We start from the raw sequence: 25728 nt of genomic DNA, 5'->3' as shown, positions 1-25728 counted from the left end.
GAAACCTGGCCGTCAGCAACCTCCACCCGGCCTCCCTTGTCAAAGGGAGGCGCTAATGCATTAAAATTTCGGGTTTTCTCCCTCCCCTGCGAAGGGGAGGGTTGGGGTGGGGGCGCTGATACCGGGCGTAGCGCTGATTTCAGCTATTGCCGTTAATCCCTGATTTTTCTTATGTAAAGGTTGGTTGTAATGAGTACGCAATTATCCGAAGCCTATCTACAGCGCTTCGGGGGAACCGCGCGTTTATATGGACAGCAGGCGCTGGCGCTGTTTTCCGCGGCGCATGTCTGTGTGATTGGCATCGGCGGCGTCGGTTCATGGGCCGCGGAAGCGCTGGCCCGTACCGGCATCGGCGCGATCACCCTGATCGATATGGATGATGTGTGCGTCAGTAATACCAACCGGCAGATTCATGCGCTGCGTCAGCACACCGGACAGGCGAAAACGGAAGTGATGGCGGAACGTATTCTGGCGATTAATCCGGAATGCAAAGTCACCTGCGTGGATGATTTCATCAGTGCTGAGAACGTGGCGGAATTACTCGATCGTAATTTCAGTTACGTGATTGACGCAATAGACAGCGTGCGGCCGAAAGCCGCGCTGCTCTCTTACTGCCGGCGTTACAAAATTCCGGTGGTGACGACGGGCGGCGCGGGCGGACAAATCGATCCTACGCGGATTGAAGTGGCCGATCTGGCGAAAACCATTCAGGATCCGCTGGCGGCTAAACTGCGTGAACGACTGAAACATGACTTCAACGTGGTGAAAAACAGTAAAGGGAAACTGGGGATTGATTGCGTGTTTTCCAGCGAGCCGCTGGTTTATCCGCAGCCTGACGGTTCGGTATGCGCGTCACGCAGTACGGCGGAAGGCGTAAAGCGTATGGACTGCGCTTCGGGTTTCGGCGCCGCAACCATGGTCACCGCGACGTTCGGCTTCGTCGCCGTCTCCCACGCGCTGAAAAAGATGATGGCGAAAGCCGCGCGTCAGGCGGGTGGCGAAAACCCGGCGGAGCAATAGCCGCCAGCGCGGCAACGGCGTCCTTATCGTCCGGGGATCAGACGCTCTGCGCCGCAATCGCCTGTATTCCGGCGGCCAGCGCGGCTAAGCCGCTTGAGCGCGATGCGCTGAGCTGCGCGCGCAGCCCCAGCGTATCGAACAGCGCCAGCGGATCTTCGCGCAGTAAGACGTCCGCTGTTTTGCCTTCCGCCGCGGTGAGCAACACCGCCAGCAATCCGCGCACGATCCGCCCGTCGCTGTCGCCGTAAAAGTGCAGCGTGCCGTTTTCCTGACGTTGATAACCCAGCCAGACCCGATTTTCGCAGCCGGACAGCGCAATCGCGTCGGTCTTGAACGCCTCCGGTAGGGAAGGAAGCTGTTTGGCTAATAAAATCAGTTGCCGATAACGTTCTTCCCATGAACGACAGGCCTCGAAACGAGTTTTCAGGTCATCGGCGCTTATCTGGCGGCCGAAAGGATGGGCCGTAGCTGTCATTTCAGTCATGGTGGTCTTCGTTAGTCCGTCAGTAATTCAAATGCCGTGTCAACGGCGGCAATCAGGGCGTCGATATCCTGCTCATTGTTATAAGGGGCGAACGAGGCGCGCAGCGTGCCGCTGACGCCGAGCGCGGCCATTAAGGGTTGCGCGCAGTGATGTCCGGCTCGCAGCGCGATGCCGCTTTCAGCCAGCAGCGTGACCAGATCGCTGTGGTGCAGTCCCGCAAACTCGAAAGAGAGCACGCTGGAATCAGCGCAGCGAAAGCTGCGAAAACCGGGGAATCGGGCTAACCGGCTTTCCGCCTGTCGCGCCAACTGTTGGCTGTATTGTTCCGCCGTCCGCCAGGATTGTTGCGAGAGCCACGTCAGCGCGGCGGATAAACCAATAACCCCGGCGATATGCGGCGTGCCGGCCTCAAAACGGTGAGGGATCGACTGTGGCGTGAAGCCGTCAAAGGAGACCTGTGTCATCATTTTTCCGCCGCCCTGCCACGGCGCCATGCTTTCCAGCAACGCCGTTTTTCCATATAGCACGCCGAGACCGGTCGGCGCATACAGCTTATGTCCCGAGAACGCATAGAAATCGATATCCAGCGCCTGTACGTCGGGCGGACAATGCGCCATGCCCTGCGCGCCGTCGATCATCGCCACCGCGCCATATTGATGCGCGAGCCGGATCGCGGCGGCCAGATCGGGGATGCCGCCGGTAACATTCGACATCTGTCCCAGAGCCAGTATCCGCGTCCTGGCGTTCAGCAGAGCGGGAAGTTGCCGGATATCAGGCAATAAATCGGCCCCGATGGGCAGTTTCACCACGCGTGCGCCGGTTTGTTCCGCCACGATCAGCCAGGGGATCAGGTTGGCATGATGTTCCGCTTCACTGACCACGATCTCATCGCCCGGATGCAGGCGCGGACGGGCATAGCTCTGAGCGACCAGGTTAATGGCTTCCGTCGTCCCTTTGGTCCAGACGACGGCGCGCGGGTCATCAGCATGAATAAATGTCGCGACCTGTTCCCGGGCATGCTCAAAACGCCGCGTCAACCACTGCGCGGCGCGGTGCTGGCTACGATGAACCGTGCCGTTTTCCTCGCAATAAAACTGTTGAACGGCATCAATGACCGTCTGAGGCTTTAATGCGGTCGCCGCACTGTCAAGGTATACCCCTGGATGTGCAAGCGCGGGAAACTGCCGGCGGAAAGTTGTGGCGTTGAACGGTGTCATGATCATCCTCTTTTGGGCGTCAGATCCTGTCCCATTTTCATGCATGAAACAAGTTTAGGACGATACTTAGCGCGATTTTCTGGAAAAATAGCTAAATCTTACTATGCTTAAAATTGTTAATTTTTAGAATTTATTGATGTAGATGGTTAAAGATAAGGCGTTTTCATTCAATGGGAGTTAACTATGAAGAATAAAATCTCTATTTTTGCAGCTATTGTCATGGCGTTCTCTCTGGCGGCCTGTTCCAGTAATTATGTTCTGCATACTAATGATGGGCGCACTATCGTTGCCGAGGGTAAACCTAGCGTTGATGACGAAACAGGCTTGATCAGTTATACCGATGCTTATGGTCAGCATCAGCAGATCAACCGTGATAATGTGAAGGAATTGGTCGAACTGAAGTAATCGTACCAGCATCGGGATAAAAAAAAGCACCGCAGCTGCGGTGCCAGAGTAAATACAGGAAGACAAGATAAAGTATAGAAAATTAAAAAAGGCAGCTTGGCTGCCTTTTTATCCATACAGACAGACAAATAAATAGCAAACACAACATCACAACCACAAGCCAAAAGCCCTTCAGGTCACCCCTCCGCACTTTTCGTTCCGGCTCAGGAAGTTGCGCTAATATAGGTATTTGCTGGTACATCCTCAATGGACAAATTATAATGTTTCGGATTACAAAAACTAATAGATAAATAGCCCTAATGCATGTGCTATTTATCGGGAAATAAAAGAATTTCATTTATGTCAAAACGTCTCCCCCCGCTCAACTCCCTGCGTGTATTTGATGCGGCCGCCCGTCATCTGAGCTTTACCAAAGCGGCGGAAGAGCTATTCGTCACCCAGGCGGCGGTCAGCCATCAGATTAAGTCGCTGGAGGATTTCCTGGGGCTTAAATTGTTTCGTCGGCGTAATCGCTCGCTGTTGCTGACGGAAGAGGGGCAAAGTTATTATCTTGATATAAAAGAAATTTTTTCTTCCCTCAATGAAGCGACCCGGAAATTGCAGTCGCGCAGCGCCAAAGGCGCATTGACCGTGAGTTTGCTTCCCAGTTTTGCCATTCACTGGTTGGTGCCGCGATTATTGAGCTTTAATGCGGAATATCCGGGAATTGATGTGCGAATTCAGGCGGTGGATCGCGAGGAAGACCGCCTGTCGGATGATGTGGACGTCGCCATTTTTTATGGGCGAGGCAACTGGCCGGGACTGCGGGTGGAAAAACTGTATGCCGAGTATCTGTTGCCCGTCTGCTCGCCTGCGCTGCTGATCGGAGAGCATCCTTTGAAAACCCCGGTCGATCTGGGCGCGCATACGCTGTTGCATGACGCCTCGCGGCGGGACTGGCTGGCTTATACGCGTCAACTGGGCGTACAGATAAATGTGCAGCAGGGGCCGATTTTCAGCCACAGCGCTATGGTATTGCAGGCGGCGATCCACGGGCAGGGCGTCGCGCTGGCGAATAATGTGATAGCGCAGAGCGAACTTGAAGCGGGCAGATTGGTCTGTCCGTTTAATGACGTTTTGGTCAGTAAAAATGCTTTTTATCTGGTATGTCATGACAGCCAGGCAGAACTGGGTAAAATAGCCGCCTTTCGTCACTGGATTCTGGCCCGTGCAGCCAATGAACAAGAGAAGTTTCGCTTTCGTTACGATAACGGTTCGCGCTGAGGGAGTGGGCGTTGCGAGTGCGCTGCATCAATCGCGGGTATGGCGCTGGGCGCTGTTTAGAGACAATGACGCCTTCGGAGTAGGCATTGAATTGGATACCAATAATGAATAGTCGTTTTATGCTGATTTTTTCCGCTATCAGCGGTTTTATTTTTGTCGCCCTGGGGGCGTTTGCTTCGCATGTGTTAAGCAAAACGCTGGGGCCGTCAGAGATCGACTGGTTGCGCACCGGGCTGGAATATCAGGCGTTTCACACGCTGGCTATCCTGGCGCTGTCTGTTTTGATGCATCAGCGTAGCAATCTGTGGTTTTACTGGAGCGGCGTTTTTCTGGCATTGGGTACGGTATTGTTCAGCGGCAGCTTATATTGCCTGGCGCTTTCTCATCTGAAGTTGTGGGGTTATGTGACGCCGATTGGCGGATTCTGTTTTCTGATTGGCTGGTTATTGATGTTGGTTGGCGCATTGCGTCTGAAGAGAAAGGCTGAACGCCATGAATAAAGTGATTTTGTACTGCCGTCCGGGGTTTGAAAAAGAGTGCGCGGCGGAAATAACGGAGAAAGCCGCGCAACACAATGCCTATGGTTTTGTCCGGGTGAAAGATAACAGCGGCTATGTGATCTTTGAGTGTTATCAGCATGAAGATGCCGAGCGGTTGATCGAAGAACTGCCGTTTCATGAGCTGATTTTTGCCCGTCAAATGTTTGTCGGCGGCGAATTGCTGCGCGACCTGCCGCCGGAAGATCGCATTACCCCGATCGTCGGCATGTTGACGGGCGCGATTGAACGCGCCGGCGACCTGCGGGTGGAAGTGCCGGATACCAATGAAAGCAAGGAACTGATGAAGTTCTGCCGCAAGTTCACCGTGCCTTTGCGCGCCGCGCTGCGCGAAAATAAAATCCTGTTGGGCTATGAAAAGGCCGATCGGCCCGTGCTGCACGTGCTGTTTATCGCGCCGGGTTGCTGTTATGTGGGATATTCCCACGGCAACAATAATTCGCCGTTTTATATGGGCATTCCTCGTCTCAAGTTTCCGTCTGACGCGCCCAGCCGTTCAACGTTAAAGCTTGAAGAAGCTTTTCACGTATTTATTCCCGCCGACGAATGGGATGAACGTCTTGGCAGCGGTATGTATGCCGTTGATTTGGGCGCTTGCCCCGGCGGTTGGACTTATCAACTGGTAAAACGCAGCATGATGGTATACGCCGTGGATAACGGCCCGATGGCGTCGAGCCTGATGGATACCGGGCAGGTGATGCATCATCAGGCTGATGGTTTTCGTTTCGAACCGCCGCGTAACAACGTCTACTGGCTGGTATGCGATATGGTGGAAAAACCGGCCAAGGTCACCAGCCTGATCGCCGACTGGCTGGTAAAAGGCTGGTGCAGGGAGGCGATATTCAACCTGAAGCTGCCGATGAAAAAACGCTATGAGGAAGTTTCGCAGAATCTGGCGTTACTTCGCGAGCGGCTGGAGGAAAATGGCATTAATGCGGAAGTGCATGCCAAACAGCTCTACCATGACCGCGAGGAAGTCACCGTCCACGCCCGCCGTTTCTGGGCGGCCGTGCCGGGCCGGCGCGATGAGCGGTAAAATTTACCTTCGTTGCTGACAAGAACGTATCAATGCCGTCTGGTAGGCGGGCATCGCCGGCGATACCGAAGCGCCAGCGGAAACCTGTTCCCCGCCCACCATGACCGGAGAGCCGGGATTAAGGATTTTGCTGCGGCAACCGTAACTGCTGAAGATTGCCGTCCAGCGTCAGATCCCGGCTGAGCGTCGCGACCCGGCGACTGATAAAGGCCATTTCCTGTTGTCGCTGGAGCTTGTCGCGCCATTTTTCCGGCACGCTGTCCAACTGCTGATAAAGCGCGTCCAGGCTGCCAGCCTGTTGCAGCAACTGCACCGCGCTTTTCGGGCCGATGCCGCCGACGCCGGGAATTTTGCTGCTGCCGATCCCGGCTAATCCCCAGTAGTCGGGGAGCTGCTGCGGTAAAACGCCGAACTCCTGCTGTACGAAAGGCAGATCCAACCAGCGCTTTTGAAAGTAATCTCTGATTTGAATGGTCGGCGCCAATAGCTGACAGTAGCCCTTATCGGTGGAGACGATCGTCGCCTGATGCCCGGACTCCGCGACTTTGCAGGCCAACGTCGCCGCCAGATCGTCGGCTTCATTGCCGGGAGAATGCCAGCTTGTTACGCCCATTGCGGCAAATGCGGCGCGGATTTGCGCAAGCTCCTGCTTAAGGTTATCCGGCATGGGGGAACGCCCGGCTTTGTAGTCGGGTAATATTTGATGACGCCAACCGGCGCTTCGATCTTCATCATCAAAGACGGCGACGGCATGGGTCGGCCGACTGTGTTGCAGCAGTTGGTTTAGCGCATGCTGGCAGGCGGTGACGCAGGGGGAGCCTTGTACCGCATGAATCCGACGTATCAAGTTCAGCGCATCGACAATCAGCAAATGTACAGGCATAGGCGTGTTCCTCAGGTGTCGTCCGTGTCTGCGGGGAAGGTTCGCTTCCCCGCGCGGGTTTTCGCCGACGGCTATCTAGCGACGGGTGGGCTTGCCGGCATTAAGCGCAGATTTCATAGCAGGGGATATACGCGCTGCCGGGGAGTTTCATACGTTGCTGGGCAACGAACCCCTGAAGCAATTTGTCCATGCTTTTCATGATCTGCGTGTCGCCATGGATCTTATAAGGCCCTTGCTGTTCGATGGCCTGGATCCCCACTTCCTTCACATTGCCGGCCACAATCCCGGAGAACGCGCGGCGCAGAGCGGCGGCCAGTTCCTCAGTGGGTTGATCGAAGTGCAGATTGAGGTTGGCCATATTTTCATGGCTGGGATCGAACGGCATCTGTAGGTCGGGGGCGATACGCAACGACCAGTTAAAGCTGTAGGCGTCGCCTGTATGTCGGCGGCTTTCCTTGACCAACGGCATCGCTTTTTTCATTTGGCGGGCGACTTCCGCGGCATCATCAATAATGATGGAATAATAACGGCGCGCCTGACGTCCTAAGGCGCCGACAATAAACTCATCCAATACGCGGAAATAATCGGCGCTCTCTTCCGGCCCGGTCAGAATGATCGGCAGCACCTGTTCGCTGTTTTCCGGATTCATCATAATCCCCAGCAAATAGAGGAATTCTTCCGCCGTACCGACGCCGCCGGGGAAGATGATGATGCCGTGACCGATACGCACAAAGGCTTCCAGCCGTTTTTCAATGTCCGGCATGATGATCAGTTCATTGACCAGCGGGTTCGGCGGCTCGGCGGCAATGATGGACGGTTCGGTCATGCCGATAAAACGTCCGTCTCTGTAGCGCTGCTGGGCATGCCCGACGGCGGCGCCTTTCATCGGCGCCTCCATGGCGCCGGGGCCGCAGCCGGTACAGATGTTCAGCTCGCGCAGACCGAGCTGGCTGCCCACTTTACGGGCGTAGAGATATTCGGTTTCATTGATTGAATGTCCGCCCCAGCACACCACCATATTCGGCTCTTCGCCAACGTGCAGCGCTCTGGCGTTACGCAAAATAGAGAAAACCAGATTGGTGATATGGGCGGAGTTTTCCAGGTTCAGGTTGTAGTAACGACCGGCGTCGGTGATTTGCCCGTTAACAAACAGAATATCGCGCAGCACGGCGAACAGGTTGGCCTGAAGCGAACGGATAATATAGCCGTCGACAAAGGCGTCTTCGGGCGGATTAACCAGTTCGAGCTTGACGCCGCGTTCACGGCGCAGCACGTTGATATCGAAGTCTTCATAACGGGAAAGCAGCTCTTTGCTGTTATCCGTCTGACTGCCGGAATTTAATACGGCCAGGGAACAGTTACGAAATAACCGATAGAGATCGCTGCTGGCGCTGCTTTTCAGCATGTCCACTTCCAACTGCGATAGCAGATCCATAGACCCCAGCGGGCTGATATGTGTAATCAATTTTGCTCCTTTAAACGCAGTATACCCGTCATCTTCCAGGCGCATATCGGGCATGAGTCCGTCTGTTTGACGATCGCATGTCCCGACAGTCGGAAGCGAGGCTCCCCGGTTGGGAGGTCATCCAATCGCTTTTGCTGGTTCATGAATGCCGACAGGCGGCATTCGTCTCATGCGGCGCGATGGGAACGTAATCTTTCTCAGTGCTCCACCTTAGCCTGCGGCCATCATTTTTTCCAATAATGATGGCCGCAGGCTACAGAAGTTGCGTAACGTTACGCATTTATTGACGCGGCAGACGCCCGACAGGCGCGGAAAACCGGACGTTGCTGCGCCACGGATTGATATCCAATCCGCCGCGGCGAGTGTAGCGGGCGTAGACGCTGAGTCGCTCGGGCTGGTAATAACGCATCAGATCGTTAAAAATTCGCTCAACGCACTGTTCATGAAACTCATTGTGGTGACGGAATGACACGATATAACGCAGCAGCGCTTCCCGGTTAATGCGTTTGCCGCGATAATGAATCTGTACCGAACCCCAGTCGGGCTGGTGGGTGATCAGGCAGTTGGATTTCAGCAAATGGCTGACCAGCGTCTCTTCCACCTGGGTATCATCAGCATCGTCCGTCGCCAGGTAGTCCGCATTGAACTCGTAGTTGTCGATGAGAATATCCTGATCGTCGATACACTCGCCGTGCAAGCCGGCAATCGGCTGACCTTCCAGCTCGCTGAGTTTAAATAACGTCAGATCGACCCGGCCCTGGGCGCACTGGCTCAGATCGTGGATTAACGTGGCGCGTACGCTGTCCCAGCTATCAAATACGCTCTGGTTGAAGCTGTTCAGGTAAAGTTTGAAGCTTTTGGATTCAACCAGATTCAGGCTGGCGGCATCCAGATGCATTTCGCCCACGGCGACCTGCGGCACGCCGTTTTTATTCAGCCAGGACAGCTCGTAAAGCGTCCAGATATCTTCCCCATGAAACGGCAGGTTCTGCGGGAAGATGCCGAGCGGTTCGCGGTTCAGGCTACGCGGCACCGGTTGTAATAAACCGGCATCGTAGCGATCGTGATAAGGTGTCGATTTCCCGAGCGTCAGATTGCTTAGCGCCTGATGCTTGTCGTAAACGGACATACGGCTACCCTGATGTAAGAAAGAACGGATACGCGTAGTGTAACCTGACTAATAGAATGATGAGAAAAAATTATGGATTATGAGGTTCCTCAGGCCCTGGCCGCCTTTACCCAACGTTATGTCGAATTATGGCGGCAGGAAACGGGACGTCCGCCCGCGAGCGCGGCGCTGTACGGCGTTCCTTCCCCGTGTATTACCGACACTCGGGACGACGAAGTTTACTGGTTGCCGCAGCCGTTTTTGCCCGACGCAATGCTGGACGGCGTGGAGCGTGCGCTGGATATCAGTCTGCACCCGGATGTTCATGCTTTCTATACGTCGCAGTATGCCGGCGATATGACGGCGCAATTCGAGGCGATTTCGTGCGTGTTATTGCAGGTCTGGAGTGAGGACGATTTCACCCGCATGCAGGAAAATCTGATCGGCCATCTGCTGACGCAAAAGCGTTTAAAACTGCCCCCGACGTTATTTCTGGCGACAACCGACTCCGAAATGACGATGATTTCGCTCTGCAATGTTTCCGGGCAAGTGATTCTGGAAGAGTTCGGTACGAAGAAACATCAGGTGCTGGCGCCGACGCTGACCGATTTTCTGTCCAGGCTACGTCCGTCAACGATCTAATCATTAATCACGTTTCACTTTTGCTGTTGTGAGAGATCTCTTACATTTGCTGTAAGACATCTCTCATCTTTCACGTGAATATTAGGCTTTGTCTTTATTTTTTCATTATTAATTAGTCAATTAACGTTATTTCTTTTCTTTGTTCCCCGACGGAGATTGATAAACATTGTCCCTGGCCTCTTGCTGAATCCAAACAATTAATACATCTTATTACTCAAGTTAGTAAACGGTTGCTTGAGATTTAAGGATAATTATCAGGCGCCGATAAAAGGACAGGACGTTTCAGGATGAAATAAGGACACCTCCAGGAAGGAGATTGGGAGCCGGGCAGGAAGTCCTGGTGGGGCAGGAGCCTAAAGGATTGAGTCATGGATGATACAGGATGGGTAAGTCAGGAAGAAAGTTGGACGCCAGCAAGGATTGTCGGTTAGGAAGACCACCAAGGAAAAGTTTTCAAGGATGAGCAGGGACGCAAAGGTGTAGCGGGATGGCTATGAAACGAATCGGGGGTACTGAGCAATCAGTACCCCCATTTTTTTGCCTGCATAGTACGCCGGAATACGAATTTTGGGCGAGACTATTATCAATGCTATGCTTTGCCGCCAACCGCAAGCGGCTTCAATGGTGAGAAACGCATGAGTTTAGAAGATCAGGTTCGTCAGTCTTTGTTTGACGTCGAACGCGTGTTAAGAAACAGTCCTTTCTGGCAGCAATCGCCGCCGGAATCCGCTGCTTTTGCCAGCGATGAGCCCTTCTGCATTGATACCATGCGTGCCGAGCAGTGGTTACAGTGGGTGCTGCTGCCCCGTATGCATGCGCTGCTTGACAGCGGCGCGCCGTTGCCGATGGGCTTTTCGCTGTCGCCCTATTTTGAAGAAGCGCTGGAAGGCGCTGCGTCCGATATCGAGCCGCTTCTGGCGCAGATCGCCCAACTTGATGCGCTGTTTGGCGATCAGCCAAATTCAACCGACGACGACGGCGATGCTTGAGATTATTTATCAGGATGAGCACCTGGTCGCGGTAAATAAGCCCGCCGGTTGGCTGGTGCATCGCAGTTGGCTGGATCGCAAAGAAAAAGTGGTGGTGATGCAGACGGTGCGCGACCAGATTGGTCAGCGCGTTTATACCGTCCATCGTCTGGACAGGCCCACATCCGGCGTGCTGTTACTGGCTTTATCCAGCGATGTGGCGCGTTCATTGTCGCAACAGTTTGAGCAGCATCGGATGCGGAAAATCTATCATGCCGTCGTCCGTGGCTATGTGATGGATGATGGCGTGATTGATTACGCGCTGACGGAAGAGCTGGATAAAATCGCCGATAAATACGTCAATCAGGATAAGGCGCCGCAGCCTGCGGTGAGCCATTATCGCACGCTGGCCCAGGCGGAGATGCCGGTGGCCATCGGGCGTTATCCCACCTCGCGCTACAGCCTGCTGGAACTCGCGCCGCAAACCGGGCGCAAACACCAGTTGCGTCGTCACATGTCGCATCTCCGCCATCCTATTATTGGCGACAGCACGCATGGCGATCTGCGGCAGAATCGCGGTATGGGAACGCATTTCGCCTGCAACCGGCTGATGTTGCACGCCAGCAGACTGAGCCTGACGCATCCGGCGAGCGGGAGAGAACTCACGCTACAGGCGCGTTGGGATGCGCCATGGCAGGGCGTTATGACGCGGTTCGGCTGGCAGGACATTCTCCCTGACTTTGAAAGGGTTGAGTTTCCAGCGGCGTCGGGTCAGGATAGCGAATAGTATTTCATCTGGTATTAAATAAAAAAAGGGAGTCGGAAATCATGGCGCAGATTGGTATTTTTGTCGGCACGGTCTACGGAAATGCACTGCTGGTAGCCGAAGAAGCGGAAAATATCCTCAGAGAGCGCGGGCATGAGGTCAAGGTTTATGAAGATGCGTCGCTGGAGTCGTTTCTGAGCTACCGCGAGCACGACGTGCTGGTCGTGACATCAACCACCGGGCAGGGAGACCTTCCCGATACCATCGCGCCGCTGTACGCCGCTTTACGCGAACAGGGCGGCTATCAGCCGGAATTGCACTACGGGTTGATTGCGCTCGGAGACAGCAGCTACGAAAATTTCTGTGGCGGCGGCCGCCGGTTTGACGAACTGTTGCAGGAAATCGGCGCCAAACGCGTCGGCGAGAGATTGGAAATTGATGCGGTTGAACATCCGGAGCCGGAAGTGATTTCCTGTCCGTGGGTGGAGCAGTGGCTGTCGCTGGTCGAAGCCCGTCAGGCCTGAATGCGAAACGGGAGCGTCTCCGCTCCCGTTGTCGTTATCATGTCCGTCGCCATCAGCGATTTTTAGTCAGCTTTTCCAGATCGGCCTCGATCTCGGCGATTTTGTTCGATACCACGCTATCCAGGTGACGCAGGTCGTCAAGGATTTTGCGCTTCAGATCCACATCCGTCTGCTCGTTCTGACAGATTTGATCAAGCTCATCAATGACATAACGTAGATTAGGGCTGATTTCATTAATTTCTTTGTAACCCTGACCGGAATTATCCGCCAAAATGGTTTTACGCTGACGCGGGTATTTGAACTTCACGCTTTTGGCGAAAAATTCGCCCTTATCCTTGTGAAAGTAAATCTTCAGGATGTCATTACTGGCTTCCTGACGCAGGCTATAGCGATCAATATCATCTGGATTGGTAATACCGAGGCTTTTCAGATTGTCATACATAGTGCGACCTTTTTAATTTTAAAATAATTCAACCAGCATACTGTTAAACGACCGGGTTCATCTGTGATAGCCCACGATTTTTCAGGGTCGCCGCGACGGCAGGATAGAAAAACGGCGGGTTAACGATAACCCGCCGACAGGCCGTTTAGTCGATGGTGCGCAATAACTCGTTGATACCCACTTTACCGCGGGTTTTCGCGTCCACTTTTTTCACAATGACGGCGCAATACAGGCTGTAGCTGCCATCTTTAGACGGCAGGTTGCCGGAAACGACCACTGAACCCGCCGGTACGCGGCCATAATGTACTTCACCGGTTTCCCGATCGTAAATTTTGGTGCTCTGGCCGATGAAGACGCCCATAGAAATGACGGAACCTTCTTCAACGATCACCCCTTCGACCACTTCGGAACGCGCGCCGATAAAGCAGTTGTCCTCAATGATGGTCGGATTCGCCTGTAACGGCTCCAGAACGCCGCCGATGCCGACGCCGCCGGACAGATGAACGTTTTTACCAATCTGCGCGCAGGAACCTACGGTCGCCCAGGTATCAACCATTGAGCCTTCATCGACATAAGCGCCGATGTTGACGTAAGAAGGCATCAGAACGGTATTGCGGGCGATAAAGGCGCCCTGACGCACGCTGGCCGGCGGCACCACGCGGAAACCTTCGCGTTGGAAACGTTCCTCGTCGTAATCAGCGAATTTCATCGGCACTTTATCGTAGTAGCGCGTTTCCGCGCCTTCAATTACCTGATTATCGTTGATGCGGAAAGAGAGCAGCACGGCCTTTTTCAGCCATTGATGCGTGACCCACTGGCCGTTGATTTTTTCAGCTACGCGCAGCGCGCCGCTGTCCAGCAGGCCGATAACCTGATTGATCGCCTCACGCGTCACGGCGTCTACGTTGGCCGGCGTGATTTCGGCGCGGCGCTCGAAAGCGTTTTCGATAACGTTTTGTAGTTGTTGATGCATCCTGTTTTCTCTTTCCTGATTGTGAAAATTAACTCGATGTTACTTTATCGTTTGGGTTTAGGGCTTCTGTCAACCGTTCTTGCAGTTTAACGCGTAATTCCGGTTTCAGTGCGCGTCTATCGCTATCCGCCAGAATAAATAAATCCTCTACCCGCTCGCCAATGGTGGATATGCGGGCGCCGTGCAGCGAGAGATTAAAATCGGCGAAAATTTCGCCGACTCGGGCCAGCAATCCCGGCTGATCAAGCGCGATAAGCTCCATATAGCTGCGCCTGTCCGTATGGGTCGGCAGGAAATTGACCTCGGTCGGCACGCTGAAGTGGCGCAATTTCGGCGAAGATCGCCGCGCATGCGGCGGCTGATAATGACGTTGCGTCAGCGCTTGTTCAAGGGCATAGCGCGTGGTTTCGTGACGGTCCTGCGCCAGCGGGCTGCCGTCCGGCTCCAGCACGATGAAGGTATCCATCGCCATGCCGTCACGACTGGTGAAGATCTGGGCATCATGGACGCTGAGGTTTCGCCGATCCAGCTCGCCGGCCACCGCGGCAAACAGATAAGGCCGATCCGGACTACAGATAAAGATTTCCGTGCCGCCCCGGCAGGCATGCTGGCTGATTAATACCAGCGGCTTACTCATATCGTGCGCCAGCAAATGGCGGGCGTGCCAGGCGAGCTGGCTCGGCGAATGCCGCAGGAAATAGTCGGCGCGACAGCGGCTCCAGATATCGCGCAGCGCCTCTTCATCGACATTATCCATGCGCAGCAGCGCCAGCGCCTGTAAACGATGACGCCGCACGTGTTCGCGTAAATCCGGGGTATTTTGCATTCCCCGACGCAGTTGTTTTTCCGTCGCGAAATAGAGTTCGCGCAACAGACTCTGTTTCCAACTGTTCCACAGGGTTTCGTTGGTGGCGCAGATATCCGCGACGGTCAGGCAAACCAGATAGCGCAGGCGCGTTTCGCTCTGCATTTCGATGGCGAACTGCTGAATAACGGCCGGATCCTGAATGTCGCGGCGCTGCGCGGTGACGGACATCAGCAAATGACGCCGCACCAGCCAGGAAACCAACTGCGCCTCCCGTGAGCTCAGTCCGTGCAGCGTCGCGAACTCCAGCGCATCCTGGGCGCCGAGCTCGGAGTGATCGCCGCCGCGGCCTTTGGCGATATCGTGAAACAGCGCGGCGAGCAGCAGCAGTTCAGGCTGAGGGATCCGCGGATACAGTTCCACGCACAGCGGATGGCGGGTACGGTTTTCCTCATCGGCAAAGCTTTCCAGTTTCAGCAATACCCGCAGCGTGTGTTCATCGACGGTGTAGGCATGAAATAAATCAAACTGCATTTGCCCGACGATATTGCCCCACTGCGGCATATAGGCCCATAACACGCTGTGACGATGCATAGGAAGCAGGGCGCGTTTTACCGCATGCGGATGACGCAGGATATTCATAAACAGCTGCCGGGCCTCGGGGATGGCGCACAGCGGGCTGGCGAGGTGTCGACGCGCATGACGCAACTGGCGCAGCGTGCTGGAGTATATGCCCGTAATTTCCTGGTTGCGCACCATCAGGTAAAACATGCGCATGATCGCTTCGGGCTTACGGACGAACAAGGTTTCATCACGCAGGTCGATCAGGTTGCCGCGCAGTTGAAATTCGTCATCGATTGCGCGGGGTTTTTCATTGGCCTCCAGCGCCAGAATCGCTTCATCAAACAGTTGCAGCAACATTTGATTCAGTTCGCTGACGCGGCCTGTTACGCGGTAGAAATCTTTCATCATGCGCTCTACCGGCGTATTGCCTTCCCCCTGATATTGCAGGAGATGCGCGACGTTGAGCTGATGGTCGAAAAGCAGGCGGTTGTCGTAGCGCGTCACTATCAAATGCAACGCAAATCGGATGCGCCATAGAAAACTCTGGCATTCGTTGAGCTCTTTGCGCTCCGCTTCCGTCAGGAAACCGAAGCCGACCATTTCATCCAGCGAGGTGGCGCCGAAATGGCGATGGGCGACCCACAGCAGGGTGTGGATGTCGCGTAACCCGCCGGGGCTGCTTTTGATATCGGGTTCAAGGTTGTAGCTGGTGCTGTGGTAGTGCTGATGCCGTTCGTACTGCTCGGCGATTTTTGCCGGAAAAAATTTCGCCGAAGGCCAGAATGTATCGCTGAACACCTGTTTTTGCAGATTGAGAAACAGCGCGACATCGCCGCAGATCATGCGCGATTCAATCAGATTGGTCGCGACGGAAATATCGGCGCGACCTTCCTGCAAACACTCTTCCAGCGTTCTGACGCTGTGACCGACTTCAAGCTTGAGATCCCACAGCAGGGTAATAAACTCTCCCGCGCGCTGCGAATCCCGTTGGCTGAGTTTTTCCTGGCTGAGCACCAGCACGTCGATATCGGAAAGCGGGTGCAATTCGCCGCGCCCATAGCCGCCCACGGCCAGCAACGCAGTTTGTTCTATTTTATCAAAGCCATAGAACAGCCACAGTCGTTGCAATAGGTGATCGATAAATTGTGTTCTGGCCTCGATCAAGGTTTCCGCGCTGACGCCTGATTTAAACTCGGTTCCCAGCCAAACCTGAAATTGCTCCAGCCGTTGCTTCAGCGCCTGACAATTCAGCATCTCGTCGCTGTAATTCAGGGGCGAATCGGGAAGCGGTGAGACCGAAGCGGATTCAACAGGAATATATTGCGAAAGGTTTTTTTGGATCATATGCGCAGCCCATAACAAATCGCTGTGAGTGATGACAACGCCCGAACTGACAGGTTCGTTATCGCGCCGCGCCCGCCGTCATTCCCGCTGCTCCCCGCTTCCACGAGGAGGAATCTCAAGCAACGCCGGGTCGTCAGTGAAAGCCGATCCCCGCCTACTGCCGCAGGGACGACGAGATAGCGCCAACCAGCTAAACTGGCGCGATATTATGCCTGGTGCGTAATGATATTGGGAATGGTGTCGTCTTTCCGCAATGTCATTATCTCGCAGCCGTTCTCGGTGACCACCAATGTGTGCTCGTATTGCGCCGACAAGCTGCGATCTTTGGTTTTTACCGTCCAACCGTCTTTCATGGTGCGGATACGATAGTCGCCGGCGTTCACCATTGGTTCGATGGTGAACGCCATGCCCGGCTGCAAAACCACGCCGCCGTCGTCCGCATCGTAGTGCAACACCTGCGGTTCTTCATGGAAGCCTTCGCCGATGCCGTGACCGCAGTATTCGCGCACCACGGAAAAGTCCTGCGCTTCAACGAATTTCTGGATCTCTTTGCCCAGGGAACGCAGACGGATGCCGGGTTTCACCATCTTTATCGCCAGATACAGGCTTTCCTGCGTAATGCGGCACAGGCGTTCGCCGAGGATGGTGGGTTTGCCGGCGATGAACATTTTCGAGGTGTCGCCATGAAAACCATCTTTAATGACGGTGACGTCGATGTTGACGATATCGCCGTCTTTCAGCCGTTTTTCTTCGCTGGGAATGCCGTGGCAGACCACTTCATTGACGGAAATGCATACCGACTTCGGGAAACCGTGATATCCCAGGCTGGCGGAAATCGCATGTTGTTTATTGGTGATGTGATCGTGGCAGATTCTGTCCAGTTCACCGGTACTGACGCCGGGCACGACATAGGGTTCGATAATTTCCAATACTTCGGCGGCCAGGCGTCCGGCGACGCGCATTTTTTCGATGTCTTCAGGGGTTTTGATTGATATAGCCATTAAATATTGTCCGCAGGTGTCGTATTAAACGACGAATTAAGGTTGTTCGGTAAGTAATCACGTATGTTATCAGCCCAGCCATTGGCTTGCCACATTATCATTTGGCGGCGGGCGAGCGAGACAACAAAAGTTGGTGTCCCGGCGGGAATTATGGTATAAAGCGCGCCGGTGATCCGGCTGGCTGGGTTTAATCTCTTTCTTTAATACCGTCCTGCTGAATCAACTAAACTCACTTTGTGTATATAACACACACGTGTCGGCACATTCGCCGGGGTGCTCCAAGGGTTTTCAACCTGCGGGGTCGGCGCAATGGGACACGTGGAGGCATAACCCCATACTTAATTAATAGAGGTAATCATGGCAACTGTTTCCATGCGCGATATGCTCAAGGCTGGCGCACACTTTGGTCACCAGACCCGTTACTGGAACCCGAAAATGAAGCCGTTCATCTTCGGCGCGCGTAATAAAGTGCATATCATCAACCTTGAGAAAACCGTACCGATGTTCAACGACGCACTGGCCGAGCTGAGCAAAATCGCTTCTCGCAAGGGCAAAATTCTGTTCGTTGGTACTAAACGCGCTGCAAGCGAAGCGGTAAAAGACGCTGCCAGCAGCTGCGATCAGTTCTTCGTGAACCATCGCTGGTTGGGCGGTATGCTGACTAACTGGAAAACCGTTCGTCAGTCCATCAAACGTTTGAAAGATCTGGAAACTCAGTCTCAGGACGGTACTTTCGACAAACTGACCAAGAAAGAAGCGCTGATGCGCACCCGTGAACTGGACAAGCTGGAAAACAGCCTGGGCGGTATCAAGGATATGGGCGGTTTGCCGGATGCGTTGTTCGTTGTTGATGCCGATCACGAACACATCGCAATTAAAGAAGCCAACAACCTGGGTATCCCGGTATTCTCTATCGTTGATACCAACTCCGATCCTGATGGCGTTGACTTCATCATCCCTGGTAACGATGACGCGATCCGTGCAGTTAACCTGTACCTGAACGCTGTTGCCGCCGCCGTTCGTGAAGGCCGTTCGCAAGATCTGGCTGAGCAAGCGGAAGAAGGCTTAGTTGAAGCTGAATAATAAGGCTGGCTCCTCCGAGCCCTTATTAACCAGGTATTGACATATGTTGGTTAGGGGGCCTGCTAAGGCCCCTTTTTTACTTATCTCCCCCACGAGATAACCGAGGAAAAGATAATGGCTGAAATTACCGCTGCCCTGGTAAAAGAACTGCGTGAGCGTACTGGCGCAGGCATGATGGAATGTAAGAAAGCGCTGGTTGAAGCGAATGGCGACATCGAGCTGGCTATCGACAACATGCGTAAATCTGGCCAGGCGAAAGCCGCCAAGAAAGCAGGCCGCGTGGCTGCTGAAGGCATCATTCTGACCCAGATTTCCGCAGACGGAAAATACGGCGTCATCGTTGAACTGAACTGCGAAACCGACTTCGTCGCCAAAGATGCCGGCTTCAAGGCGTTCGGCGAAGAAGTCGCCACTGCCGCGCTGAACGATCGCATCGCTGATGTCGAAGCGCTGAAAGCAAAATTCGAAGAACAACGTACCGCGCTGGTAGCGAAAATTGGTGAAAACATCAATATCCGTCGTATCGCGATTCTGGAAGGCGACGCGCTGGGTTCATATCTGCACGGCGCGCGCATCGGCGTTCTGGTTGCCGCAACGGGCGCGGATGAAGAGCTGATCAAGCATATCGCCATGCATATCGCCGCCAGCAAACCGGAATACGTTAAAGCTGAAGATGTGCCGGCCGACGTTGTTGCCCGCGAACACCAGATTCAGTTGGATATCGCCATGCAATCCGGCAAACCGCGTGAGATCGCAGAAAAAATGGTTGAAGGCCGTATGCGTAAATTCACCGGCGAAATCTCTTTGTCCGGTCAGCATTTCGTGATGGATCCGAGCAAAACCGTTGGCGATCTGCTGAAAGAGCATAAAGCCGACGTCACCAGCTTCGTCCGCTTTGAAGTGGGTGAAGGTATTGAGAAAGCTGAAGTCGACTTTGCTGCTGAAGTCGCAGCAATGAGCAAGCAATCTTAATAATAAAAAAAGGAGCCGCCTGTTGGCGGTTCCTTTTTATCCAGCCAAAATAAGTTCAGTGCATTTATTTGTGGTTTACATTCTGGTAAATCGCGCTAAGTGTGACAGTAACAACTCCCAATACGATGACAGCCTGTAGGACAAAACACCATGGCAACCAATGCAAAACCCGTATATCAACGAATCCTGCTTAAGCTCAGCGGCGAAGCTTTGCAGGGAACCGAAGGTTTTGGTATCGATGCGAGCATTCTGGATCGCATGGCTCAGGAAGTGAAAGAACTGGTTGAGTTGGGCATTCAGGTCGGTGTGGTCATCGGCGGCGGCAACCTGTTCCGCGGCGCCGGCCTGGCTAAGGCGGGCATGAACCGCGTGGTGGGCGACCATATGGGGATGCTGGCGACGGTCATGAATGGTCTGGCGATGCGTGATGCGCTGCATCGTGCTTATGTGAACGCGCGCCTGATGTCCGCTATCCCGCTGAACGGGGTGTGCGATAATTACAGTTGGGCTGAAGCCATCAGCTTATTGCGCAATAACCGCGTGGTGATTTTTTCCGCGGGTACCGGTAATCCTTTCTTTACTACCGATTCGGCAGCCTGCCTGCGGGGTATTGAAATTGAAGCCGACGTCGTTCTGAAAGCGACGAAAGTGGATGGCGTTTATTCTGCCGATCCGGTACAGGATCCCTCCGCAATTTTGCATGAAACCCTGAGTTACCAGGACGTGCTGGAGCGTGAGTTGAAAGTGATGGATTTAGCCGCTTTCACGCTGGCGCGCGATCACAACCTGCCTATCCGCGTGTTCAATATGAACAAGCCCGGCGCGCTGCGTCGCGTGGTGATGGGGGAGAAGGAAGGGACGTTGATCAGTAATAACGGATAACCCTAAAAATAGGGTAATATTCGCTTCTGGTAACCAGCAGTATTGCCATATACCGCCAGCTTTTGCTGGTATAAATTATTCACCGGGTCATGCCATTGATGCATGGCCTGTCAGGCAACCAGTTTTCAAGGGTTCACAACGTGATTAATGAAATCAGAAAAGATGCTGAAACGCGCATGGAAAAATGCGTAGAGGTTTTCAAAAACCAAATCAGCAAAATTCGTACTGGCCGCGCATCGCCCAGCATTCTTGACGGTATTCAGGTCGAATATTACGGCAGCGCGACCCCGCTGCGTCAGTTAGCCAACATCGTGGTGGAAGATTCCCGCACGCTGGCGATTACGGTATTTGACCGTTCGCTCAGCCAGGCGGTGGAAAAAGCCATCATGTCTTCCGATCTTGGCCTGAATCCTTCTTCCGCCAGCTCGGTTATCCGCGTTCCGCTGCCCCCGCTGACGGAAGAACGTCGTAAGGATCTGATCAAGATCGTGCGCGGTGAAGCGGAGCAAGGGCGCGTATCCGTGCGCAACGTGCGTCGTGACGCCAACGATAAGCTGAAAGCGCAATTGAAAGATAAAGCGATCAGCGAAGATGAAGAGCGTCGCGCGCAGGACGACGTGCAGAAACTGACCGATCTCTACATCAAAAAAGTAGACGCCGCGCTGGCGGAAAAAGAAAGCGAGCTGATGGAGTTTTAATCAATCCGCTTATTATAAGCGCCGCAGGAAAGTGATGATGCGTATCGCATCATCCAACCGGCGGCGCTTTGTTTTTTTGATGCAGGCCAGCCTCCCTGGGCGGTGAATCAATTTGCGATGAGTTTTTGCGATAAATAGCATAGACACTTCATGGCAATCGTCTCAGACTAGTACGCCTTCCTGTGATCAAATCCAGTTATTCAGAGCATTTTAATGAAGCAACTGACAATACTTGGCTCGACGGGTTCTATTGGCGTCAGCTCGCTGGCGGTCATTAATCAAAACCCGGATAAATTTGCCGTAAAAGCATTATCGGCGGGAAGAAATGTCGAACGGATGCTGGAACAATGCTTAACTTTTCGTCCGGCTTACGCATCCATGGCGGATGAAGCATCCGCCAGATTATTACGTCAACAGCTATCACAACACGGCTGTCGAACCGAAGTGTTATCCGGCGAGCAGGCGGCATGCGAACTGGCCGCGCTGGATGATGTCGATCAGGTAATGGCGGCCATCGTCGGCGCGGCGGGTTTGATGCCGACGCTGGCCGCCATTCGCGCGGGCAAACAGGTATTGCTGGCGAATAAAGAATCCCTGGTCACCTGTGGACGTCTGTTTATGGATGCCGTCGCGCGGAGCAGCGCGCAACTGTTGCCCATCGATAGCGAACATAATGCGATTTTTCAGAGTTTACCTGAGCAAATTCAACGGCAGTTAGGCTACTCTTCTTTGGAGCAGTATGGCGTTGAGCGTATTATTCTGACCGGCTCAGGCGGCCCGTTCCGTGAAACGCCGGTCGGCGCGCTGGCCGCGATGACGCCCGATCAGGCTTGCGCTCATCCGAACTGGTCGATGGGGCGTAAGATATCGGTGGATTCCGCCACCATGATGAATAAAGGACTGGAATACATCGAGGCGCGCTGGCTGTTTAATGCTTCCGCCGAACAGATGGAAGTGATCATCCATCCGCAGTCGATGATTCATTCCATGGTGCGCTATGTTGACGGCAGCGTGCTGGCCCAGTTGGGATCGCCGGATATGCGTACGCCGATTGCTCATGCCATGGCCTATCCCAGTCGCGTGCGGTCGGGTGTGAAAGCCCTGGATTTCTGTCAGTTGGGCGCGTTGACGTTTTCAGCGCCGGACTATGCGCGTTACCCTTGTTTGCAATTGGCCATCGATGCCTGTAATCACGGTCAAGCGGCGACGACGGCTTTAAACGCGGCCAATGAGATTGCGGTCGCCGCTTTTTTACAGTTGCGCATTCGTTTCACAGACATTGCGGCTGTGAATCAGCAAGTGGTTGAGCAACTCACATTATCAGAGCCAGCCAGCGTTGATGAGGTTCTGTGCATCGACCGCTGGGCCAGACAAGCCGCGGCGCAGATACTCACCCAGTATGAGCGTTAGGTATGGTTATTCACATAGCACAATTTGTTCACGCGTGGTTGAGGTGGTATAGTCTGCGCCACTCGACAGCTGGCTAAGCGAGGCTTTGGCGCCAGCGGTGAAGTTAAGCCGTGATCGTTCACGGCTTTTTTGCGCTGACAGGGTCTGATGTTACGGAAGGTCTGTTGTATTTCTTGCTTGAGGATATAAGTACTCGTTATGCCGTCCGATAATCAAAAAAGTGCTGATAATCTGTCATTCGCCGGGCCTCGGCATGTCGCCATCATCATGGATGGAAACGGCCGCTGGGCTAAAAGCCGGGGAAAACTGCGGATTTTTGGCCATCAGGCTGGCGTTAAATCCGTACGCCGGGCGGTGAGTTTTGCCGCCAGCCATGGACTTGAGGCGTTAACGCTTTATGCATTCAGCAGTGAAAACTGGAATCGTCCCGCGCAGGAAGTGACCGCCTTGATGGAGCTTTTTGTCCGCGCTTTGGATAGCGAAGTAAAAAGCCTGCATAAGCATAAAGTTCGCTTACGCATCATCGGCGATATCAGCCGTTTTAGCCTGCGTTTACAGGAGCGTATCCGCCGCTCTGAAGAATTGACAAAAAATAATCCGGGCCTGACGCTGAATATTGCTGCGAATTATGGCGGGCGTTGGGATATCATTCAGGGAGTGCGGCGGCTTGCAGAGCAGGTACAGGAGGGAACGCTGCGTCCCGACAGTATCAATGAAGATTCATTATGCCAATATGTTTGCCTGAATGACCTGGCTCCGGTTGATTTAGTGATCCGAACCGGCGGAGAACATCGCATAAGTAACTTCCTGCTATGGCAAATCGCCTATGCCGAGCTTTACTTTACCGATGTCCTTTGGCCTGATTTTGATGAACAAGTTTTTGAAGGTGCGCTGAATGCATTTGCACAACGCGAGCGTCGCTTCGGGAGAACAACACCTATCGATGCGGATGCATCCTAGGGGGAACTTTTGCTGAAGTATCGCCTGATTACTGCTTTGATTTTAATTCCGATTGTTGTCGCAGCGCTATTTTTGTTGCCCCCGCTGGGCTTTACCCTGGTGACGCTGGCTGTCTGCATGCTGGCGGCTTGGGAATGGGGACAACTTTCCGGATTCGCCTCATACGGGCAGCGGCTCTGGCTGGCGATCCTATGTGGCTTTCTGCTGGCGCTGATGTTGCTGACGCTGCCGGCGTACCATTATTCGATACATGTCCCGCAAATCAGCGGAACACTCTGGACCTCGCTGGTCTGGTGGGGCGTCGCTCTGTTTTTGGTTCTGTTTTATCCTGCTTCCGCATCGCTATGGCGTCATTCACGGATCCTGCGGCTGGTGTTCGGCGTGGTGACGATTATTCCCTTTTTCTGGGGCATGGTCGCGCTTCGCCACTATAACTATGATGTCAATCCCGACAGCGGCGCGTGGTGGCTGCTGTATGTCATGTTGCTGGTATGGGGGGCGGACAGCGGCGCCTATATGTTTGGCCGACTGTTCGGCAAGCGTAAATTGGCGCCGAAGGTGTCGCCGGGTAAAACCTGGGAAGGGTTGATCGGCGGGTTGGTCACCTCCGCGGTGATTTCCTTACTGTTCAGTCGCTATGCGCCTTTGACCATTTCTCCGACGACGCTATTAATCTGTTCTATTGTTGCGGCGCTGGCTTCGGTATTGGGCGATTTGACGGAAAGCATGTTCAAGCGCGAGGCGGGCATAAAAGACAGTAGCCATTTGATTCCGGGACATGGCGGCGTGCTTGACCGTATCGACAGCCTGACGGCGGCCGTACCGGTATTTTCCTGCCTGATGCTGTTGATGTTTAAAGCCGTTTAGGATGAGACATTAGAGAATATTTATGATGAATTTCCTCTGGAGTTTGGCTGCATTTATCATTGCGCTGGGTGTGTTGATCACCGTGCATGAGTTTGGTCACTTCTGGGTTGCTCGTCGCTGCGGCGTCAAGGTTGAGCGTTTCTCCGTCGGGTTCGGCCGCGCTTTATGGCGCCGTCGCGATCGTCTCGGCACCGAATACGTTATCGCGCTGATTCCGTTGGGTGGTTATGTCAAAATGCTTGATGAGCGTGTTGATACCGTATCGCCGGAATTTCGTCATCAGGCCTTCAATCATAAAACGGTGTGGCAACGTGCCGCCATCGTCAGCGCAGGGCCTATCGCCAATTTCATTTTTGCCATTGCGGCGTATTGGCTGGTGTTTATTATCGGGGTTCCCGGCGTGCGTCCGGTGGTTGGCGAAATATTACCCAACTCCATCGCTTCGCAGGCTGAAATGTCCGCTGGAATTGAACTAAAGTCGGTTGACGGTATCGAAACGCCTGACTGGGATACGGCGCGTTTGGCGCTGATCGGTAAAATCGGCGACAGCGATGTCGTGATTGGCGCCGCGCCTTTAGGCTCGAACCAGGTCGTGTTGAAAACGCTGGATCTGCGCAACTGGCAATTTGAGCCGGATAAGCAAGACCCCGCCGCCTCATTGGGGATTATTCCCAAAGGGCCGCAGATTGAGTCGGTATTAACTCAGGTTCAACCAGGGTCGGCGGCGGAAAAAGCGGGTTTACAGGCAGGGGATAGGATCGTTAAAGTCGATGGTCAGGTTTTAACGGACTGGCGATCTTTCGTTATTGCCGTGCGCGATAATCCCGGTCAAAGTATTGCGTTGGATGTAGAACGAAGCGGAGCGACATTGCCGCTGACGTTGACGCCGGATAGCAAGTCAGCCGGCAACGGCAGGACAGAGGGGTTCGCCGGCGTTATGCCGAGCGTAACGCCGCTTCCGGAGGAGTATCGAACGGTACGCCAGTATGGGCCGTTTAGCGCGATCTATCAGGCGACGGATAAAACCTGGCAACTGATGAAGCTGACCGTCAGTATGTTGGGGAAACTGGTAACGGGCGACGTCAAGCTGAACAACTTGAGCGGTCCGATTTCGATTGCCCAGGGAGCAGGAATGTCGGCAGACTATGGATTGATTTATTACCTCATGTTTTTGGCCTTAATCAGCGTCAATCTGGGGGTCATCAATCTGTTTCCGCTGCCGGTATTGGATGGTGGACACCTGCTCTTTCTGGCGGTTGAAAAACTGAAGGGCAGGCCGGTTTCTGAGCGTGTGCAGGACTTTAGTTATCGCATTGGCGCGGTGTTGCTGATGTTGTTAATGGGACTCGCACTTTTCAATGATTTCTCCCGCCTTTAGGCGTGGGATTA

26 protein-coding genes are annotated in these 25728 nt (G+C 53.9%); 17 read left to right on the top strand and 9 right to left on the bottom strand.

The annotated features are described in order from the left end of the window. Window positions 1–189: 189 nt before the first annotated feature. Window positions 190–1020, top strand: a complete 831-nt coding sequence (tcdA, locus tag ABRZ28_RS02410; protein WP_319603654.1) for a tRNA cyclic N6-threonylcarbamoyladenosine(37) synthase TcdA — start codon at window positions 190–192, stop codon at window positions 1018–1020. A gap of 37 nt (window positions 1021–1057) precedes the next feature. Here the strand turns inward: tcdA and csdE are convergent, their stop codons facing one another. Both csdE and csdA read right to left on the bottom strand, forming a co-directional pair. Beyond that, window positions 1058–1504: a cysteine desulfurase sulfur acceptor subunit CsdE gene (csdE, locus tag ABRZ28_RS02405; protein ID WP_319603653.1), complete on the bottom strand. Its 447-nt coding sequence runs from the start codon at window positions 1502–1504 to the stop codon at window positions 1058–1060. Window positions 1505–1515: 11 nt separating this feature from the next. After that, window positions 1516–2721, bottom strand: a complete 1206-nt coding sequence (csdA, locus tag ABRZ28_RS02400; protein ID WP_330519397.1) for a cysteine desulfurase CsdA — start codon at window positions 2719–2721, stop codon at window positions 1516–1518. A 183-nt stretch (window positions 2722–2904) separates the two neighbouring features. Between csdA and ABRZ28_RS02395 the strand changes: the two genes are divergently transcribed. From ABRZ28_RS02395 to rlmM, 4 genes are all read left to right on the top strand, one after another. Next, window positions 2905–3126: a YgdI/YgdR family lipoprotein gene (locus tag ABRZ28_RS02395; RefSeq protein WP_319603651.1), complete on the top strand. Its 222-nt coding sequence runs from the start codon at window positions 2905–2907 to the stop codon at window positions 3124–3126. A 339-nt stretch (window positions 3127–3465) separates the two neighbouring features. Beyond that, entirely contained in the window at window positions 3466–4389 is a 924-nt protein-coding gene (locus tag ABRZ28_RS02390) for a transcriptional regulator GcvA (protein ID WP_330519396.1), read from the top strand. Window positions 4390–4493: 104 nt separating this feature from the next. Further along, window positions 4494–4889 carry a DUF423 domain-containing protein gene (locus tag ABRZ28_RS02385; protein ID WP_330519395.1) on the top strand — a complete coding sequence of 132 codons (396 nt, stop codon included), beginning with the start codon at window positions 4494–4496 and terminating at the stop codon, window positions 4887–4889. Further along, on the top strand, window positions 4882–5982 hold the full coding sequence (gene rlmM, locus ABRZ28_RS02380) for a 23S rRNA (cytidine(2498)-2'-O)-methyltransferase RlmM (protein ID WP_319603648.1): 1101 nt from the start codon (window positions 4882–4884) through the stop codon (window positions 5980–5982). The genes ABRZ28_RS02385 and rlmM overlap by 8 nt, the downstream gene beginning before the upstream one ends. Window positions 5983–6100: 118 nt before the next feature. Here rlmM and xni read toward each other — a convergent pair whose 3' ends face one another. From xni to queF, 3 genes are all read right to left on the bottom strand, one after another. After that, window positions 6101–6865 (bottom strand): flap endonuclease Xni, encoded by a 765-nt coding sequence (gene xni / locus ABRZ28_RS02375; RefSeq protein WP_330519394.1) that lies wholly within the window; start codon window positions 6863–6865, stop codon window positions 6101–6103. 100 nt (window positions 6866–6965) lie between these two features. Further along, window positions 6966–8330 carry a nucleotide 5'-monophosphate nucleosidase PpnN gene (ppnN, locus tag ABRZ28_RS02370; protein ID WP_319603646.1) on the bottom strand — a complete coding sequence of 455 codons (1365 nt, stop codon included), beginning with the start codon at window positions 8328–8330 and terminating at the stop codon, window positions 6966–6968. Between the two features lie 280 nt (window positions 8331–8610). After that, window positions 8611–9459 carry an NADPH-dependent 7-cyano-7-deazaguanine reductase QueF gene (gene queF, locus ABRZ28_RS02365; protein WP_319603645.1) on the bottom strand — a complete coding sequence of 283 codons (849 nt, stop codon included), beginning with the start codon at window positions 9457–9459 and terminating at the stop codon, window positions 8611–8613. Window positions 9460–9531: 72 nt separating this feature from the next. Between queF and syd the strand changes: the two genes are divergently transcribed. The 4 genes from syd (at window position 9532) to ABRZ28_RS02345 (ending at window position 12338) form a co-directional block, all read left to right on the top strand. Next, on the top strand, window positions 9532–10080 hold the full coding sequence (gene syd, locus ABRZ28_RS02360; protein ID WP_319603644.1) for a SecY-interacting protein: 549 nt from the start codon (window positions 9532–9534) through the stop codon (window positions 10078–10080). 635 nt (window positions 10081–10715) lie between these two features. Next, a complete protein-coding gene (locus ABRZ28_RS02355) occupies window positions 10716–11069 on the top strand; it encodes a YqcC family protein (protein WP_319603643.1) in 354 nt (117 codons plus the stop codon). After that, window positions 11062–11835 (top strand): tRNA pseudouridine(65) synthase TruC, encoded by a 774-nt coding sequence (truC, locus tag ABRZ28_RS02350; protein WP_330519393.1) that lies wholly within the window; start codon window positions 11062–11064, stop codon window positions 11833–11835. Before ABRZ28_RS02355 ends, truC begins: the two co-directional genes overlap by 8 nt. A gap of 41 nt (window positions 11836–11876) precedes the next feature. Beyond that, window positions 11877–12338, top strand: a complete 462-nt coding sequence (locus ABRZ28_RS02345; RefSeq protein ID WP_319603642.1) for a flavodoxin — start codon at window positions 11877–11879, stop codon at window positions 12336–12338. Between the two features lie 52 nt (window positions 12339–12390). Here the strand turns inward: ABRZ28_RS02345 and ABRZ28_RS02340 are convergent, their stop codons facing one another. The 4 genes from ABRZ28_RS02340 to map form a co-directional block, all read right to left on the bottom strand. After that, window positions 12391–12780, bottom strand: a complete 390-nt coding sequence (locus ABRZ28_RS02340) for a DUF3461 family protein (RefSeq protein ID WP_319603641.1) — start codon at window positions 12778–12780, stop codon at window positions 12391–12393. Window positions 12781–12925: 145 nt separating this feature from the next. After that, on the bottom strand, window positions 12926–13753 hold the full coding sequence (gene dapD, locus ABRZ28_RS02335) for a 2,3,4,5-tetrahydropyridine-2,6-dicarboxylate N-succinyltransferase (RefSeq protein ID WP_319603640.1): 828 nt from the start codon (window positions 13751–13753) through the stop codon (window positions 12926–12928). A 28-nt stretch (window positions 13754–13781) separates the two neighbouring features. Continuing rightward, window positions 13782–16466, bottom strand: a complete 2685-nt coding sequence (gene glnD, locus ABRZ28_RS02330) for a bifunctional uridylyltransferase/uridylyl-removing protein GlnD (protein ID WP_319603639.1) — start codon at window positions 16464–16466, stop codon at window positions 13782–13784. Window positions 16467–16672: 206 nt separating this feature from the next. Continuing rightward, the gene (gene map, locus ABRZ28_RS02325; RefSeq protein WP_319603638.1) at window positions 16673–17467 is read right to left on the bottom strand and encodes a type I methionyl aminopeptidase; all 795 of its coding nucleotides are present in this window, start codon (window positions 17465–17467) and stop codon (window positions 16673–16675) included. Window positions 17468–17824: 357 nt separating this feature from the next. On the opposite strand from map, the gene rpsB reads away from it, so the two are divergent. The 8 genes from rpsB to rseP all read left to right on the top strand — a co-directional run bounded on the left by rpsB (window position 17825) and on the right by rseP (window position 25717). Beyond that, entirely contained in the window at window positions 17825–18550 is a 726-nt protein-coding gene (gene rpsB, locus ABRZ28_RS02320) for a 30S ribosomal protein S2 (protein ID WP_319603637.1), read from the top strand. A gap of 114 nt (window positions 18551–18664) precedes the next feature. Continuing rightward, window positions 18665–19522, top strand: a complete 858-nt coding sequence (gene tsf / locus ABRZ28_RS02315) for a translation elongation factor Ts (protein ID WP_319603636.1) — start codon at window positions 18665–18667, stop codon at window positions 19520–19522. A 150-nt stretch (window positions 19523–19672) separates the two neighbouring features. Then, window positions 19673–20404, top strand: a complete 732-nt coding sequence (gene pyrH / locus ABRZ28_RS02310; RefSeq protein WP_208228081.1) for a UMP kinase — start codon at window positions 19673–19675, stop codon at window positions 20402–20404. Between the two features lie 140 nt (window positions 20405–20544). Continuing rightward, window positions 20545–21102, top strand: a complete 558-nt coding sequence (gene frr / locus ABRZ28_RS02305; protein ID WP_319603635.1) for a ribosome recycling factor — start codon at window positions 20545–20547, stop codon at window positions 21100–21102. A gap of 213 nt (window positions 21103–21315) precedes the next feature. Continuing rightward, entirely contained in the window at window positions 21316–22512 is a 1197-nt protein-coding gene (gene ispC / locus ABRZ28_RS02300) for a 1-deoxy-D-xylulose-5-phosphate reductoisomerase (RefSeq protein WP_319603634.1), read from the top strand. 198 nt (window positions 22513–22710) lie between these two features. Further along, window positions 22711–23472 carry a (2E,6E)-farnesyl-diphosphate-specific ditrans,polycis-undecaprenyl-diphosphate synthase gene (ispU, locus tag ABRZ28_RS02295; RefSeq protein ID WP_319603633.1) on the top strand — a complete coding sequence of 254 codons (762 nt, stop codon included), beginning with the start codon at window positions 22711–22713 and terminating at the stop codon, window positions 23470–23472. 9 nt (window positions 23473–23481) lie between these two features. Beyond that, window positions 23482–24339 (top strand): phosphatidate cytidylyltransferase, encoded by an 858-nt coding sequence (gene cdsA, locus ABRZ28_RS02290; protein ID WP_319603632.1) that lies wholly within the window; start codon window positions 23482–23484, stop codon window positions 24337–24339. Between the two features lie 22 nt (window positions 24340–24361). Continuing rightward, window positions 24362–25717: a sigma E protease regulator RseP gene (gene rseP, locus ABRZ28_RS02285; RefSeq protein ID WP_319603631.1), complete on the top strand. Its 1356-nt coding sequence runs from the start codon at window positions 24362–24364 to the stop codon at window positions 25715–25717. Window positions 25718–25728: the final 11 nt, after the last annotated feature.

Origin of the sequence: Brenneria sp. g21c3 (genome assembly GCF_040240345.1) — a bacterium.
Taxonomy (GTDB): Bacteria; Pseudomonadota; Gammaproteobacteria; order Enterobacterales; family Enterobacteriaceae; genus Brenneria.
This window is presented reverse-complemented; position numbering and strand designations above follow the sequence as displayed.